The following is a 15179-nucleotide window of genomic DNA, read 5'->3' on the forward strand; positions in this document are numbered from 1 at the left end:
CAGCGGCGAGCACGCTAGAGTGGACCAACACTCACCCTGGGAGCTTGCCATGCGTACCACCCTGCTACTGATCTGCCTGTTCAGCCTCGCCGCCTGTGACGGTGGGGCGGCAACCGCTACCACGACCAAACTACAGGCAGATAGAGCACAACAGGCCCAGCAGCAGATGGAACAGCTCAAACAGCAGATCGATCAGATCAATTCCCAGAGCCAACAGCGCCTGCAACAAATGACCGAGCAACAGAGGCAATAGCTGCAGGGAAACAGCACTGACACTGGGATCACGATCAGCCCAGTGCTCCACAACAGCCTGGGGTTGGGTAGGCTGCGCAGTATTTACCGCTCTAGAACTGCGCCTTCATCCAGGCCAGGTACTCGCCCACCTCGGGCTCCCCCTCACGCGGCGCCCAGTTGGCCAGCTCGCCTTCGCCCAGCGGACGGTAAGGCCCGGCCTTGCATTCGAAGAGAATGCTGTCCGCCGCCAGCACCACCAGAGCGTGAAACTGACCGGGGGCGAGGTCGACTCCGACACAGTCACCGCCGGCTTCGAGCAGGCGAGTCGACTGCAACACGCCGTCGTCGCCGAACAGCAGCAGGCCGATGCGGCCCTGCAGCACCAGCAGGGTTTCGGCCTTGTCCGCCGAGAGATGGCGGTGCGGGGGAATATAGGTATCCGGTTGCAGACCAACCGCCAGGCGGTGGCAGGGCTCGCTCATCTCGTGCAGGTTATGGTGCGCACGCTGGCGCGGACTCTGCCCGGCCTTGCCCGCCAGCTCAGCGAACAGGCGGCGATCGAGAAAGGTCGACTGGCTCATGGCTTGATCCTGCTTAGGATCTCGCGAGCTAGAGCCAGGCAAGGCAGAAGCACGCGAGGACGCGGAGTTTACTGAGTGTAAATGAGCAGGCCGAGCGTGCTTCTAACGCAGCATGGCCGACGCGCAGCAGATCCTATGCAGGATCAGAGGCCTTTGACGGCGTAAATACCGGCGGCGTTGCGCCAGTAGCCCTTGTAGTCCATGCCATAACCGAAGATGAAACGGTCCTCGCAGGACAGGCCGACGTAGCTGGCCTTGAGGTCGGGGCGCGCCTTGCGATCATGATCCTTGTCGACCAGCACTGCGGTGTGCACCTTGCTGGCGCCAGCGTGCTTGCAGAACTCGATGATGGCGGCCAGGGTGTGCCCTTCGTCGAGGATGTCATCGATGATCAGTACTTCACGGTCGATGAAGGAAATTTCCGGCTTGGCCTTCCAGAACAGTTCGCCGCCGGTGGTTTCGCTGCGATAGCGGGTGGCATGCAGGTAGGACAGTTCCAGCGGGAAACTCAGCTTCGGCAGCAGCTTGCCAGCGAAGATCAGGCCGCCGTTCATCACGCAGAACACCACCGGATTGCTCTCGGCCAGCTCGCCGTTGATGGCCGCCGCCACCTGATCGATGGCGACTTCAACCTGCGCCTCGCTGAACAGGCAGTCGGCTTCGGCCATGATTTGGCGGATATGGGAGAGATCGGCGGGCATGGCGGGCTCCGGGCAGTTGCTAGTGGGCTGGTTAAAAAATGGGCGGCAAAGGTACTCAGATGACGGCACCAGGGCAAGCCCAGCGCAGTAATTTCTGACCATTCGACCAGGTAGATCGGTAAAATGCGCGGCTTCAATCTGGCTTCAGCAGTGCTTTACTCTAGCCAGAATTTGCCCGTCCGGAGACCTCTGCATGCCCATCCGTGAGATCCGCCATCCGCTGATCCGCCACAAAATCGGTCTGATGCGCCGCGCCGACATCAGCACCAAGAACTTTCGTGAACTGGCCCAGGAAGTCGGCGCTCTACTGACTTACGAAGCGACCAACGACCTGCCGCTGGAGCACTACCAGATCGAAGGCTGGGCTGGCCCGGTGCAGGTGGAGAAGATCGCCGGCAAGAAGATCACCGTGGTGCCCATCCTGCGCGCCGGCATCGGCATGCTCGATGGCGTGCTAAGCCTGATCCCAGGCGCCAAGGTCAGTGCCGTGGGCATCGCCCGCAACGAGGAAACCCTGCAGGCGCATACGTACCTGGAGAAACTGGCGCCGGAAATCGACGAGCGCCTGGCGCTGATCGTCGACCCGATGCTCGCCACAGGCGGTTCCATGGTCGCCACCATCGACCTGCTGAAGAAGGCGGGCTGCAAGGAAATTCGCGCCATGGTCCTGGTCGCCGCGCCCGAGGGCATCAAGAAGGTCGAAGACGCCCACCCGGACGTCACCATCTATACCGCCTCGATCGATCAGTGCCTCAACGAGCACGGCTATATCATCCCCGGCCTCGGTGATGCCGGCGACAAGATCTTCGGCACCAAGCAGAAGGACGCCTGAGCATGGACCAGCAGTTCAATGATCCGCTCTGGCGCCAGGTGATCTCCGGTGCGCAGATGCTCTTCGTGGCCTTCGGCGCCCTGGTGCTGATGCCGCTGATCACCGGCATGGACCCCAACGTGGCACTGTTCACCGCCGGTATCGGCACCCTGCTGTTCCAGCTGGTCACCGGGCGCCAGGTGCCGGTTTTCCTCGCCTCCAGCTTCGCCTTTATCGCACCGATCCTGGCCGCCAAGGGCCAATTCGGCCTGCCGGCGGTGCTCGGCGGCATAGTCGCAGCCGGCCTGGTCTATGTGCTGCTGAGCCTGGTGGTGCGGGTGCGTGGCGCCGGCTTCATCGACCGCCTGCTGCCGCCGGTGGTAATCGCCCCGGTGATCATCTCCATCGGCCTGGCCCTGTCGCCGGTGGCCGTGCACATGGCCATGGGCAAGACCGGTGACGGCGCCGCCGTGCTGGTGCCCTACCACACCGCCCTGATCATCTCGATGGCGGCGCTGGTCACCACCGTACTGGTCGCCGTGCTCGGCAAGGGCCTGCTGCGCCTGGTGCCGATCCTTGCCGGCATCGCCGTGGGCTGCGTGCTGTCGGCCTTCTTCGGCGTGATCAACGTGGACGCCGTGGTCGCCGCGCCGTGGCTGGCCCTGCCCGCCTTCGTCGCCCCCGAACTGCACTGGGGCGCCATCCTCTTCATCGTCCCGGTAGCCCTGGCGCCGGCCATTGAGCATATCGGCGGGGTGGTGGCCATCGGCAGCGTCACCGGCAACAACTTCGTACAGAAGCCCGGTCTGCACCGCACCCTGCTCGGCGACGGCCTGGCCACCTCGGCCGCCGGCCTGTTCGGCGGCCCGCCCAACACCACCTACGCCGAAGTGACCGGCGCGGTGATGCTGACCAAGAACTTCAACCCGAAGATCATGACCTGGGCCGCCGTGTTCGCCATCGCCCTGGCCTTCATCGGCAAGTTCGGCGCGGCGCTGCAGGCCATCCCGGTACCGGTGATGGGCGGCATCCTCTGCCTGCTGTTCGGCTCCATTGCGGTGGTCGGCCTGAACACCCTGATCCGCCACCAGGTCGACCTGTCCGAGGCACGCAACCTGATCATCGTCTCGGTGCCCCTGGTGTTCGGCATCGGCGGCATGGCCATCGGTGGCAACGAGTTCAGCCTGTCCGGCATCTCGCTGGCCGCGCTGGTGGCACTGGGCCTGAACCTGCTGCTCCCGGGCGGCAGTGCCTGGCACAAGCATCCGCCGCTCGATCCGGAGATCTGATCGACTGCCGGCTCCGCTCCTGCGGAGCCACTTTCGGTGGGGCTGGCGCCGCAAATGCCAGGCCCATCCGACTTCATGCCTGACTGACTTCTTGCGTCTTCCCTCCCTGATGGCTGTAACAACTGAGCCGATACGCGGTCTGGCCTATAACGGATAGGTGTTCATCGTCCCGCAGGAGTCAGCCATGCCCACTCGCCGCCGCTTTCTGCAGCACAGCGCCTGCCTTGCCGCCATCACCGCGCTGGCCCCCTGGCTCGGCAGCAGCCCTGCCTTTGCCCTGAACTCGCTGATGCAGCGCAAGATACCCAGCAGCGGCGAGCTGCTGCCGGTGATAGGCCTGGGCACTTCGCGCACCCACGACGTGGCGCTCGATGAAGAGCACCTGGGGCCGTTGCGCGAGGTGCTGCGCACCCTGGTCAACGGCGGCGCCAGCCTGATCGATACCGCGCCCAGTTATGGCCGCGCAGAGGCGGTGTGCGGCGCGCTGGCCGCCGAGGACATGATGCGCAAACGTCTGTTTCTGGCCAGCAAGGTGTCCTCCAGCGGGCGCGAGGCCGGGCAACGGCAGATCGCCGCGAGCTTCGCCGCCCTGCAGACCGAGCGCATCGACCTAATGCAGGTGCACAACCTGCAGGACACCGAAACCCAGCTCAGGCTACTGCGCAAGCTGAAGGAACAGGGCAAGGTGCGCTACATCGGCGTCACCCATTACCTGGACAGCGCCCACGAGCACCTGCTGCAGGTGCTGCGCCGCGAGCCGCTGGACTTCGTGCAGTTCAACTACTCAGTGGGCGAACGCAATGCCGAACGCGAGCTGCTGCCCTTCTGCGCCGACAAGGGCATTGCCGTGCTGATCAATCGCCCCTTCCAGCGTGCCGCGCTGTTCGACAAGGTGCGCGACAAGGATCTGCCCGACTGGGCCATGATCGAACTCGGCGCCAGCTCATGGGCCCAGCTGATGCTCAAGTTCATCCTCGCCAACCCGGCGGTGACGGCCGTCATTCCAGCCACCTCGAATCCTCGCTATATGGCTGACAACCTCAAGGCCGGTCTGGGAGAACTGCCCGACGCCCGCCAGCGCCAGCGCATCGTCGAACTGTTCGCCTGAACATGCGCCAGCGGCTGGCCCGGACGATCAATGCCGAAGCCATCGAGCTGCCGGCAGCGCTGGCCGGTTTCGCCCTGTTCTTCTGCCTGTTCTGTGGTTACTTCATGCTGCGGCCGATCCGCGAGGCGATGGGCATCCAGGCCGGCGTGGAGCACCTGCAATGGCTGTTCAGCGCCACCTTCGTCGCCATGCTGCTGGCGGTGCCGCTGTTCGCCTGGATCAACTCGCGAGTGTCCCGCCGGCGCTTCGCCGACTGGGTGTTCGGCTTCTTCGGCCTCAACCTGCTGATCTTCGCCGGTCTGTTCGCCAGCGCCGGGGACAGCCTGTGGCTGGCGCGCAGCTTCTATGTGTGGATTTCCGTATACAACCTGTTCGTCGTGTCGCTGGCCTGGAGCCTGATGGCCGATGTGTTCGACACCCGCCAGGCCAGGCGCCTGTTCGCCTTCATTGCCGCCGGTGCCAGTGTCGGCGGCCTGAGCGGGCCGGCACTCAGCGCCCTGCTGATCGAAACGCTGGACGCCGCCGGCCTGTGCCTGCTGACTGCCGGGCTGCTGGCGGTGGCGTCGCTACTCAAGCAGCACCTGATGCGCTGGCGCGAATACGCGGGCGCCGGGCGCCCCGGCGCCGTGCCCAGTGAAAGCCCGCGCCAGCCGGTGCCGGGCAATCCGTTCAGCGGCTTCACCCGCGTGCTGCGCTCGCCCTACCTGCTCGGCGTATCGGCCTTCGTGGTGCTGCTGGCCACGGTGAGCACCTTCCTTTATTTCGAGCAGGCGCGTTTGGTGGCCGAACTGTTTCCCGAGCGCGACGCCCAGGTGCGGGTGTTTGGCCTGATCGACTTCGTGGTGCAGGCCGGCGCGCTGGCCAGCCAGTTGTTCATTACCGGGCGGGTGGCACAGCGCTTGGGCATCCGCATGCTGCTGACGGCCGTACCGGTGCTGATGTGCCTGGGCTTTGTCGGCCTGGCGCTGGCTCCCACCTTCGCCGTGCTGGCGGCGCTGATGATCGTACGGCGCATCGGCGAATATGCCTTCGTCCGCCCCGGCCGCGAGATGCTGTTCGCCCCGCTCGACGCCGAGACCAAGTACAAGGCGAAAAACCTCATCGATACCCTGGTGTATCGCGGCGGCGATGCCGTCAGCGGCTGGGCCAAGAGCCTGCTCGACGCGCTGGGTCAGGGCGCCGTGCTGGCCGCGCTGGTCGGCGCCGGCTGTGCGGCCCTGTGGGCCCTGCTCGGCTGGTACCTGGGCAGCCGTGCGGACCGTGCCGCCGAACAGCGGCCGAACTCAGGTATTGCCCAGTAGCAGAATCTCGCCGATCAACCACTGCAGGGCCGCATCGCGCTGGCGCAGCTCCAGGCTGACCACATCCAGATGAAATGGCCCCAGCTCGAACGGCAGGTCGAACAGCTGCAGCGGCAGCAACCCGGCGAAGTAGTGAGCCAGGCGCGTCGGCAACACCGCCACCAGTTCGCTGCCGGCGGCAATGTGCGCGGCCTGCAGGTAATTCGGCGTGCTGTAGACGATCTCCCGAGCCAGGCCCTGCTCGCCCAGCCATTGCTCGACCATGCCGCGCGTCTGCCCGCCATGCACCCACAGGTGGCGCAGCTGCAGAAAGGTCTGCAGGCTGAGGCCTGCCCGCAATTGCGGATGACCCTTGCAGGCCACAACCTGCAGGGTTTCGCTCATCCAGCGGCTGCCCGCGAAACGCGGCGGCAGCGCCTCGAAGCGGCCCAGCACCAGGTCCAGCTCGCCCTTCTCCAGTGCCTCGGTCGGCAGGCGCGGGGTCAGGTGGCGCACATCCAGGCGCACACCCGGTGCCTGCTCGGCCAGGCGCGACAACAGCCGCGGCATCAGCAGCATCTCCGCATAGTCGGTCATGGCGATGGTGAAGCGCTGGCGGCTACTGGCCGGATCGAAGCGCGTGCCCTCGCTGAGGCTTTCCTCGATCTGCCGCAGCGCCGCGCGGATCGGCCCTTCCAGCTCCAGGGCCCGCGGCGTCGGCTGCATGGCCCGACCCACGCGGACCAGCAGCGGATCGTCGAGCAGATCGCGCAAGCGATTGAGGGCATTACTCACCGCCGGCTGGCTCAGCGCCAGGCGCTCGGCGGCCCGTGATACGTTGCGCTCACGCAGCAGGGCATCGAGCACGCGCAGCAGGTTGAGGTCGAAGGTCGAGATATTCACTGACTAAATACTTCTTATCACAAGTCAAAATTTCTCAAATAGTACTGCCTTGCATAAGGTGCGTCAGTTCCGTTTTTCGTGACCGAGGTAAGGCTATGAGTAACAACTACAACATTCAGCAGGCCGCCGTGATCGGTGCCGGCACCATGGGCCGCGGTATCGTCATCAGTCTGGCCAACGCCGGCATTCCGGTGCTGTGGCTGGATAACAACCCGGACATGGTTGCCGCCGGCCTGCAGATGGCGGAAGACACCTGGGCCCAGAACGTCGCCAAGGCCCGCATCACGCCGGGCGAAGCCAGCCTGCGTCGCTCGCGCATCCAGGCGGTAAGCAGCTACGCCGACCTCGCCGAAGTCGACCTGGTGATCGAAGCGGTCTACGAGAACCTGGAACTCAAGCAGGAAATCTTCCGCACCCTGGATCGCACCGTGAAGCAGGGCGCCATCCTCGCCAGCAACACCTCGGCGCTGGACATCGACGCCATTGCTGCCGTTACCGAGCGTCCGCAGGACGTGCTCGGCCTGCACTTCTTCAGCCCGGCGCACATCATGAAGCTGCTGGAAATCGTGCGCGGCGCCCATACCTCCCCCGCCGTGCTCGACGCCGCCGTCGCTCTGGGCCAACGCATCGGCAAGATCAGTGTGGTCGCCGGCAACTGCGACGGCTTCATCGGCAACCGCATGCTGCACACCTATGTCTTCGAGGCGCGCAGCATGCTGCTGGAAGGCGCCTTCCCGCACCAGATCGACAGCGTGCTGCAGGGCTTCGGCTTCGCCATGGGCCCGTTCCGCATGTACGACGTGGTCGGCATCGACCTGGAATGGCGCGCCCGCGAGCTGGCCGGCAAGGGCCAGGACGTCGATCAGGTGCAGGTCGACAACCGCCTGTGCGAGATGGGCCGCTTCGGCCAGAAATCCGGCCAGGGTTACTACCTGTACGCGCCGGGCAGCCGCCAGGCCGAGCACGACCCCGTGGTCGACGACCTGGTGCAGCGCGAGTCCGAGCGCCTGGGCTACCAACGACGCACCGTCGGCGCAGAGGAAATCCTCGAACGCTGCCTGCTGGCCCTGGTCAACGAGGGCGCGAAGATCCTCGAAGAGAACATCGCCGCCAACAGCCGCGACATCGACCTGGTCTACCTCAACGGCTACGGCTTCCCCGCCGACGGCCCGATGGCCTGGGCCGACGCCCAGGGCGTGGCGCACATCCGCGAACGCCTGCTGCACCTGCGCGAGCAGCTCGGCGAGCGCTGGCAGCCGGCCAAGCTGATCGACCGACTGGTGGCCGACGGCAAGCAATTCAGCGACGTACAGGAAGGTAAAGCATGAGCTACCAAGCCCCCCTGCGCGACATGCGCTTCGTCCTCCATGAACTGTTCGATGTCGCCGGCCACTGCGAGCGTCTGGGCAACGGCCTGGATCGCGAGCTGATCGACGGCGTGCTGGAAGAAGCCGCCGCCTTTACCGGCAACGAGATCGCCCCGCTCAACCGCAACAGCGACGAGGAAGGCTGCCGCCTGGAAGAGGGTCGCGTGACCACGCCCAAGGGCTTCCGCAGCGCCTACCAGCAATACGTGGACAACGGCTGGGCGAGCATGACCGGGCCGGTCGAGTTTGGCGGCCAGGGTTTCCCGCAGCTGGTGTCCTTCGCCTTTCACGAGATGCTGATGGGCGCCTCGCTGTCGTTCCGCATCTATTCCGGCCTCACCGAAGGCGCCGTGCTGGCCCTGCACAAGCACGGTAGCGAAGAGCTCAAGCGCGACTACCTAGGCAAGATGGTCAGCGGCCAGTGGACCGGCACCATGTGCCTGACCGAACCGCAGGCCGGTACCGACCTGGCGCTGCTGCGCACCAAGGCCGAACCCCAGGCCGATGGCAGCTACAAGGTCACCGGCAACAAGATCTTCATCAGCGGCGGCGAGCAGGACCTGTCGGAGAACATCGTCCATCTGGTGCTGGCCCGCCTGCCGGACGCCCCGGCCGGCGTGAAGGGCATCAGCCTGCTGCTGGTCCCCAAGTTCATCGCCAATGCCGACGGCACACCGGGCGCCGCCAACGCGCTGTCCTGCGGAGCCATCGAGCACAAGATGGGCATCAAGGGCGCCTCCACCTGCGTGATGAACTTCGATGGCGCCACCGGCTGGCTGGTCGGCGAAGCCAACCAGGGCCTGGCCTGCATGTTCACCATGATGAACGACGCACGTTTCCAGGTTGGCCTGCAGGGCCTGGGCATCGGCGAGGCGGCCTTCCAGGGCGCGCTGAGCTATGCCCGCGAACGCCTGCAGTCGCGCGGTCTGAAAGGCGCCGTGGCGCCGGAGAAAGCCGCCGATCCGATCATCGTCCACCCGGATGTACGCCGCATGTTGCTGACCCAGAAGACCCTGGTCGAAGGCTGCCGCATGCTCGCCGCCTACACCGCGCGCCAGCTCGACCTGGAGCACGGCGCCGAGGATGCTGCCGAGCGCAAGGCCGCGGCCAAGCGCGCCGCGCTGCTGATCCCGATCGTCAAGGCGTTCTTCACCGACATGAGCCAGGAAGTCGCCAGCCACGCCGTGCAGGTCTACGGCGGCCACGGCTTCATCCGCGAATGGGGCATGGAACAGCTGATGCGCGACAGCCGCATCACCCAGCTCTATGAGGGCACCAACGGCATCCAGGCGCTGGACCTGATCCGCCGCAAGTTGCTGGGCGACGGCGGCAGCGAGCTGCAGGGGCTGATCGAGGAGCTGCTGGCCCAGGCCACCCAGGCCGCCGCGCAGCCGGCCCTGGCCGAGATGGCTGGTGTGGTCATCGCCCGCCTGCGCCAGTGGCGCGAACTGGCCGGCCAGGTGATCGCCATGAGCCAGCAGGATGCCGAGGAAATCGGCGCCGTGTCGGTGGACTTCCTGCAGTACTCGTCCTATGTCCTGCTGGCCGGTTTCTGGCTGCAGGCCGCCACTACAGCGCAGGCTGCGCTGGACGGCGGTAGCAGCGAGGCCGAGTTCTACCAGGCCAAGCTGCACAGCGCGGCGTTCTACCTGCGCCGCGTGCTGCCGCGTGCCAGCGCCCACCGTGAAGCCCTGCTGGGCGGCGCGGGCTGCCTGATGGCCATGCCGGAAGACAGCTTCGCGCTGTAAGCGGATCTCGCGGCCAGCCCTGGCGATTGCAGGGCTGGCCGCGAGCGCACACCGAAAAACCGCGTCCCGAGAGGCACCGATGAAAATAATAAAAATCGTGCTGAGCCTGCTGTTACTGATCGCCGTGGCCCTCGCCGGGCTGTACGGCTATTTCCTCTATACCCCCGCCCCCACGCAACCGAGCCTGAGCGCCGCGCTGCAGCAGGGCCAGATCACCCTCGGCGAGCGGCAACGCGACTACGCCTACTACATCCCCGCCCAGTTGCCGGCCAAGGCGCCGCTGCTGTTCGTCCTGCACGGCTCGCTGCAGACCATCGACGACATTCGCCGCTACAGTGCCTATGAGTTCGAGCGCCTGGCCGATCAGCACGGTTTCATCGTCGTCTACCCGCAGGGCTTCGAGCGCAACTGGAACGACTGCCGGCGCACGGCAGACTACCCGGCGCGTGCGCAGAACATCGACGACATCGGCCTGATCGCCGCGCTGATCCAGCACTTCGCCAGCCAGAACGGCGCCGATCCACGGCGCGCCTTCCTCACCGGCTACTCCAACGGCGGCCACCTGGGCCTGCGCATCGCCCTGGAACAGCCGCAGCTGCTGGCCGGCGTGGCCGCCTTCGCCGCCAACCTGCCGACCGACGACAACCTCGACTGCCAGCCGGTGGCCGGTAGCGTGCCGGTGCTGCTGATGAACGGCACCCGCGACCCGATCAACCCCTACAACGGCGGCGTGGTCACCCTGTTCGGCCTGGGTAACCGCGGCAGCGTGCGCTCGGCGTACGAGTCGGCCAGCTATTTCGCCAGGCACGCCGGCTATGCCCAGGACGCCGTGCGCAGCAGCGTCGCCTGGCAGAACCCGGACGACCCCGCACAACGCGCTACGCTCGACCAATGGCAAAGCGCCGAACGCGCCGAGGTGGCCCTGTACAGCCTGATCGGCGGCGGCCACCTGCTGCCGCAAGTCGGTTTCCGCGCCCCACGCCTGCTCGGCCCGACCCTGAGCGGCTTCGACGGCCCCCAGGCCATCTGGGACTTCTTCGCCCGCCAGCGCCCCGCGCCGGCCCAGCCCTGACTCACCGGAGGAACCATCATGCAGCCCTTCAGTTTCGCCACCACCGCCCAGATCCTCTGCGAGTCCGGCTCTGCCGCACGCCTGGCCGAGCTGTGCCGCGAGCGCGAGGCACACCGCGTGCTGATCGTCACCGACCCCGGCATCACCCGCTTCGGCCTGCTCGACGGCGTGCTGCCGGGCTTCGCCAGTGCCGGCGTGGAAGTGGCGGTGTTCGATCAGGTGATCGCCGACCCGCCCGAGGCCATCGTGCTCAACGCCGTGGAGCGCGCCCGTGCGCTCAAGGCCGAGCTGGTCGTCGGCTTCGGCGGCGGCAGCTCGATGGACGTGGCCAAGCTGGTCGCCCTGCTCGCCCACCCCGACTGCGCCCAGGGCCTCAAGGACATCTACGGCGTGGGCAATGCCCGGGGCAAGCGCCTGCCGCTGATCCAGGTGCCGACCACCGCCGGCACCGGGTCGGAAGTGACACAGATCGCCATCATCACCACCGGCGAAACCACCAAGATGGGCGTGGTCTCGCCGCTGCTGCTGCCGGACCTGGCCCTGCTCGACGCCGACCTGACCCTCGGCCTGCCGCCGGCGGTGACCGCCGCCACCGGCATCGACGCCATGGTCCATGCCATCGAGGCCTACACCAGCAAGATCAAGAAGAACCCGCTGTCCGACCTGCTGGCCCGCGAGGCCCTGCGCCTGCTGGCCGCCAACCTCGACCAGGCAGTACACAACGGGCAGAACCGCGAGGCACGCCAGGCCATGCTGCTCGGCGCCCTGCTCGCCGGCCAGGCCTTCGCCAACTCGCCAGTGGCGGCGGTGCACGCGCTGGCCTATCCGCTGGGCGGGCACTTCCACATTCCTCACGGCCTGTCCAACGCCCTGGTGCTGCCGCATGTGCTGCGCTTCAACGCGCCGGTCGCCACCGCGCTGTACGCCGAACTGGCACCGCTGCTGCTCGGTGAGCGCTTGCGCCCCGGCAATGCGGAGCAACTGTGCGCGCAGTTCATCGAAGAGCTGGCGGCGCTGAACGAACGCTGTGGCCTGCCCAGCCGCCTGCGCGACGCCAACGTGCCGGAGGCCATGCTCGGCCAACTGGCCAGCGACGCCATGCTGCAGCAGCGCCTGCTGGTGAATAACCCGCGCGAGGTGAGCGAGGCGGACGCACTGGCGATCTACCAGGCAGCGTATTGAGTTACTGGCACTGGCTCCCTATCCCCCTGGGAGACGACTGCATTGATGCAGAAGGTAGGGCGACGCAGGATGCCAAAGCCGAGGGCTGGAGTGAGGGTGACGCAGGCAACTCGGAGTAGCGTGTAAATCCCTCACCCTACGCGGGCCGCCCCTACCCCTCTCCCACAGGGAGAGGGGTGGTCAATAACCCGCAATACAGCCGACGAATCAAAGTATCCCGCGCCGCGCCCAGGCCTTAGGGTGTTGCGCAAGCACGAGGAACCAGCATGACCCCACCGCAGCATCTGCGCGGCGACTACGCCCACTTCCAGCCGATCACCACGCGCTGGCACGACAACGACGTCTACGGTCACGTCAACAATGTCGTGTACTACAGCTATTTCGACAGCGCGGTGAACACCTACCTGATCGAGGTCGGCGGCCTGGATATCCACGAGGGTGAAATCATCGGCTTCGTGGTCAGTTCCTCCTGCGACTACTTCGCCTCCATCGCCTTCCCCGAGCGCATCGAAGTCGGCCTGCGCGTCGGCAAGCTGGGCAACAGCTCGGTGCAGTACGAGCTGGCCATCTTCAAGGCCGGCGAAGAGGAAGCCTGCGCCGCCGGGCGCTTCGTCCACGTCTTCGTCGATCGCGCGAGCAACCGCCCGGTCGGCATCCCCGACAACCTGCGCACGGCGCTCGCCCGCCTGTTGCGCGACTGATAAACCGAGAAAAACCGAGGAATCCGCCATGCAAGACGCCGTCATCGTATCCACCGCCCGCACGCCCATCGCCAAGGCCTTCCGCGGCGCCTTCAACGACCTCAAGTCGCCGTCCATGGCCGCCGTCGCCCTGCGCGCCGCCGTCGAGCGCGCCGGCATCGAGCCGGGCGAGATCGAAGACGTGGTGATGGGTACCGCCATGCAGGGCGGCACCGCCGCGATCAACCTGGCGCGCCTGTCCACCATCGCCGCCGGCCTGCCGCTGTCGGTCAGCGGCCAGACCATCGACCGCCAGTGCGCCTCGGGCCTGATGGCCATCTCCATCGCCGCCAAGCAGATCATGGTCGACGGCATGGCCGTCACCGTCGGCGCCGGCCAGGAGCAGATCAGCCTGGTGCAGAACACCCACATGAAATGGTCCGGCGCCGACTTCGACCCGAACGTGGTGAAGATGGCCGAGCATGCCTACATGCCGATGCTGCAGACCGCCGAGATCGTCGCCAAGCGCTACAACATCAGCCGCGAAGCCCAGGACGAGTACGGCTTCCTGTCGCAGCAGCGCACCGCCGCCGCCCAGGCTGCTGGCCTGTTCGCCAATGAGATCGTCCCGGTCACCGCCACCAAGAAGCTGGTCGACAAGGAAACCGGCGCGGTCAGCTATGAAGAAGTCACCCTCAGCCTGGACGAGGGCAACCGCCCGCAGACCGTGCTGGCCGACCTGCAGAACCTCAAGCCGGTCATCGAAGGCGGCTGCATCACCGCCGGCAACGCCAGCCAGCTGTCCGACGGCGCCAGCGCCAGCGTACTGATGAGCGGCGCCCTGGCTGCCCAACGCGGCATCCAGCCGCTAGGCCTGTACCGCGGCATGGCCGTGGCCGGCCTGGCCCCGGAAGAAATGGGCATCGGCCCGGTGTTCGCCGTACCCAAGCTGCTCAAGCAGCACGGCCTGACCGTCGACGACATCGGCCTGTGGGAACTCAACGAAGCCTTCGCCTGCCAGGTGCTGTACAGCGCGCAGAAGCTCGGCATCGACCCGGCCAAGCTGAACGTCAACGGCGGCGCCATCGCCATCGGCCATCCCTACGGCATGAGCGGCGCGCGCATGGTCGGCCACGCCCTGCTGGAAGGTAAGCGCCGTGGCGTGAAGTACGTGGTCATCACCATGTGCGTCGGCGGAGGCATGGGCGCTGCCGGGCTGTTCGAGGTGCTGTAACAAGCCTGTGTAACAAGCAAAAATGGCGGCCTAGGCCGCCATTTTTCGTTCTGCTCAGGGCTGCAGCCAGAAGTCGCTATCAGCGCCTGGCAGGCCCGCGGGCGTTTCACTCTGCAGGCGGATCACCCGCCGCTCGCTCAGCCGACTCTGCCGGACCAGCTCACCAAAGTGGCGCAGGAATAGCTGACGGTAACTGCCGTCACTGCGAATCTGCGCCAGGCCCTCCTCGAAACGCTGCTTGAGCTGCGTATTCGTGCGATTGAAGGTGAAGTACACCGGCTGGGAATAGGCCAGCGCGAGGTGCGGCTCGACCATCAGCAGGGGGTAGATATCGCGGTGAGCGGCGACCTCTTGCCAGGCCTCATGCAGACCTCGGTGGTAATAGTCGAAACGCCGGCTGTTGAGCATCGCCAGCAGGTTGTCCGCCTGAGCGACTCCGACCACCGGTAAGCTGTTGTTGGCAAACAGGGGAAAGTCGCTCCACTGGCTGCCAAAACCACCGGTGAAACGACGCAGGTCGTCGAGGCTGTTTACCGCAGCAAAGCGCTGGGCATCGGCGCGATTGATCAGCAGCAAGCGGTAGCCGAGCATGCCGCTGTGGATGTCGAAAGGAATAACGGCAAAGTCACGCAGTCGGGCGTCGCTGGGCGGGACATAGGCCAGGTCGACCAGACCGTCAGCGAGCAAGGCCATACAGCGATCCTGGGAAGGGTCTGCATGGTCACGGGCAACGATCCGAAGCTCGCCATAGCGTTCGGCCGTACGCGCCAGGATCAGGTTGGCCAACTCGATGCGATACGCGTACTTGCTCGGATCCTGCTGGCATACCCGTAGCTCGCCTGCCGAGGCGAACGCCTGCGAGCAAAGGTAGAGCGGCAACAGTACAGACCACCACTTGAAAGACATCGGAGTCCTTGGCCGGAAAAACGCGAGCACTATAGGACACTATAGTTACGCCCCAAAGTGCTCCCGCAGGTCGACCGATCCCG

The 15179-nt window shown here is 66.1% G+C and carries 15 protein-coding genes; 11 read left to right on the forward strand and 4 right to left on the reverse strand.

Going from position 1 to position 15179, the window contains the following annotated elements; translation table 11 throughout:
• Nucleotides 1–49: 49 nt before the first annotated feature.
• A complete protein-coding gene (locus tag AYB31_RS16005) occupies nt 50–253 on the forward strand; it encodes a hypothetical protein (protein ID WP_068829702.1) in 204 nt (67 codons plus the stop codon).
• 91 nt (nt 254–344) lie between these two features.
• Here AYB31_RS16005 and AYB31_RS16010 read toward each other — a convergent pair whose 3' ends face one another.
• Nucleotides 345–815 carry a WbuC family cupin fold metalloprotein gene (locus AYB31_RS16010; RefSeq protein WP_068829703.1) on the reverse strand — a complete coding sequence of 157 codons (471 nt, stop codon included), beginning with the start codon at nt 813–815 and terminating at the stop codon, nt 345–347.
• Between the two features lie 143 nt (nt 816–958).
• Nucleotides 959–1516 carry a hypoxanthine-guanine phosphoribosyltransferase gene (locus AYB31_RS16015; protein WP_068829704.1) on the reverse strand — a complete coding sequence of 186 codons (558 nt, stop codon included), beginning with the start codon at nt 1514–1516 and terminating at the stop codon, nt 959–961.
• Between the two features lie 193 nt (nt 1517–1709).
• Between AYB31_RS16015 and upp the strand changes: the two genes are divergently transcribed.
• The 4 genes from upp to AYB31_RS16035 all read left to right on the forward strand — a co-directional run bounded on the left by upp (nt 1710) and on the right by AYB31_RS16035 (nt 6025).
• A complete protein-coding gene (gene upp / locus AYB31_RS16020) occupies nt 1710–2348 on the forward strand; it encodes a uracil phosphoribosyltransferase (RefSeq protein WP_068829705.1) in 639 nt (212 codons plus the stop codon).
• A 2-nt stretch (nt 2349–2350) separates the two neighbouring features.
• Complete coding sequence (locus AYB31_RS16025; protein ID WP_068829706.1) at nt 2351–3616, forward strand: uracil-xanthine permease family protein; 1266 nt, start codon at nt 2351–2353, stop codon at nt 3614–3616.
• A gap of 184 nt (nt 3617–3800) precedes the next feature.
• Complete coding sequence (locus tag AYB31_RS16030) at nt 3801–4724, forward strand: aldo/keto reductase (protein WP_068829707.1); 924 nt, start codon at nt 3801–3803, stop codon at nt 4722–4724.
• Nucleotides 4725–4726: 2 nt separating this feature from the next.
• On the forward strand, nt 4727–6025 hold the full coding sequence (locus tag AYB31_RS16035) for an NTP/NDP exchange transporter (protein WP_068829708.1): 1299 nt from the start codon (nt 4727–4729) through the stop codon (nt 6023–6025).
• Here the strand turns inward: AYB31_RS16035 and AYB31_RS16040 are convergent.
• Nucleotides 6008–6907, reverse strand: a complete 900-nt coding sequence (locus AYB31_RS16040; protein WP_068829709.1) for a LysR family transcriptional regulator — start codon at nt 6905–6907, stop codon at nt 6008–6010. The two genes, AYB31_RS16035 and AYB31_RS16040, sit on opposite strands and share 18 nt — an antisense overlap.
• 95 nt (nt 6908–7002) lie before the next feature.
• Between AYB31_RS16040 and AYB31_RS16045 the strand changes: the two genes are divergently transcribed.
• The 6 genes from AYB31_RS16045 (at nt 7003) to AYB31_RS16070 (ending at nt 14190) form a co-directional block, all read left to right on the forward strand.
• Nucleotides 7003–8235, forward strand: a complete 1233-nt coding sequence (locus AYB31_RS16045; protein ID WP_068829710.1) for a 3-hydroxyacyl-CoA dehydrogenase — start codon at nt 7003–7005, stop codon at nt 8233–8235.
• The gene (locus AYB31_RS16050; protein WP_068829711.1) at nt 8232–10022 is read left to right on the forward strand and encodes an acyl-CoA dehydrogenase C-terminal domain-containing protein; all 1791 of its coding nucleotides are present in this window, start codon (nt 8232–8234) and stop codon (nt 10020–10022) included. The genes AYB31_RS16045 and AYB31_RS16050 overlap by 4 nt, the downstream gene beginning before the upstream one ends.
• A 79-nt stretch (nt 10023–10101) precedes the next feature.
• Complete coding sequence (locus AYB31_RS16055) at nt 10102–11094, forward strand: alpha/beta hydrolase family esterase (RefSeq protein WP_068829712.1); 993 nt, start codon at nt 10102–10104, stop codon at nt 11092–11094.
• Between the two features lie 18 nt (nt 11095–11112).
• The gene (locus AYB31_RS16060) at nt 11113–12276 is read left to right on the forward strand and encodes an iron-containing alcohol dehydrogenase (protein WP_068829713.1); all 1164 of its coding nucleotides are present in this window, start codon (nt 11113–11115) and stop codon (nt 12274–12276) included.
• A 266-nt stretch (nt 12277–12542) separates the two neighbouring features.
• A complete protein-coding gene (locus tag AYB31_RS16065; RefSeq protein ID WP_068829714.1) occupies nt 12543–12977 on the forward strand; it encodes an acyl-CoA thioesterase in 435 nt (144 codons plus the stop codon).
• 28 nt (nt 12978–13005) lie between these two features.
• The gene (locus tag AYB31_RS16070; RefSeq protein ID WP_068829715.1) at nt 13006–14190 is read left to right on the forward strand and encodes an acetyl-CoA C-acyltransferase; all 1185 of its coding nucleotides are present in this window, start codon (nt 13006–13008) and stop codon (nt 14188–14190) included.
• 54 nt (nt 14191–14244) lie between these two features.
• Here AYB31_RS16070 and AYB31_RS16075 read toward each other — a convergent pair whose 3' ends face one another.
• Nucleotides 14245–15096, reverse strand: a complete 852-nt coding sequence (locus AYB31_RS16075; RefSeq protein WP_068829716.1) for a substrate-binding periplasmic protein — start codon at nt 15094–15096, stop codon at nt 14245–14247.
• Nucleotides 15097–15179 lie beyond the last annotated feature (83 nt).

Source organism: Pseudomonas sp. BMS12, from assembly GCF_001592875.1.
Lineage (GTDB): Bacteria > Pseudomonadota > Gammaproteobacteria > Pseudomonadales > Pseudomonadaceae > Aquipseudomonas.

Excerpts from the sequence above, each read along its gene's own strand:
- AYB31_RS16005 (WP_068829702.1), top strand. The coding sequence starts at position 50 with ATGCGTACCACCCTGCTACTGATCTGCCTGTTCAGCCTCGCCGCCTGT.
- AYB31_RS16025 (WP_068829706.1), top strand. The coding sequence starts at position 2,351 with ATGGACCAGCAGTTCAATGATCCGCTCTGGCGCCAGGTGATCTCCGGT.
- AYB31_RS16070 (WP_068829715.1), top strand. The coding sequence starts at position 13,006 with ATGCAAGACGCCGTCATCGTATCCACCGCCCGCACGCCCATCGCCAAG.
- AYB31_RS16050 (WP_068829711.1), top strand. The coding sequence starts at position 8,232 with ATGAGCTACCAAGCCCCCCTGCGCGACATGCGCTTCGTCCTCCATGAA.
- AYB31_RS16075 (WP_068829716.1), bottom strand. The coding sequence starts at position 15,096 with ATGTCTTTCAAGTGGTGGTCTGTACTGTTGCCGCTCTACCTTTGCTCG.
- AYB31_RS16045 (WP_068829710.1), top strand. The coding sequence starts at position 7,003 with ATGAGTAACAACTACAACATTCAGCAGGCCGCCGTGATCGGTGCCGGC.
- AYB31_RS16030 (WP_068829707.1), top strand. The coding sequence starts at position 3,801 with ATGCCCACTCGCCGCCGCTTTCTGCAGCACAGCGCCTGCCTTGCCGCC.
- AYB31_RS16060 (WP_068829713.1), top strand. The coding sequence starts at position 11,113 with ATGCAGCCCTTCAGTTTCGCCACCACCGCCCAGATCCTCTGCGAGTCC.
- AYB31_RS16055 (WP_068829712.1), top strand. The coding sequence starts at position 10,102 with ATGAAAATAATAAAAATCGTGCTGAGCCTGCTGTTACTGATCGCCGTG.
- AYB31_RS16035 (WP_068829708.1), top strand. The coding sequence starts at position 4,727 with ATGCGCCAGCGGCTGGCCCGGACGATCAATGCCGAAGCCATCGAGCTG.
- AYB31_RS16015 (WP_068829704.1), bottom strand. The coding sequence starts at position 1,516 with ATGCCCGCCGATCTCTCCCATATCCGCCAAATCATGGCCGAAGCCGAC.
- AYB31_RS16065 (WP_068829714.1), top strand. The coding sequence starts at position 12,543 with ATGACCCCACCGCAGCATCTGCGCGGCGACTACGCCCACTTCCAGCCG.
- AYB31_RS16010 (WP_068829703.1), bottom strand. The coding sequence starts at position 815 with ATGAGCCAGTCGACCTTTCTCGATCGCCGCCTGTTCGCTGAGCTGGCG.
- upp (WP_068829705.1), top strand. The coding sequence starts at position 1,710 with ATGCCCATCCGTGAGATCCGCCATCCGCTGATCCGCCACAAAATCGGT.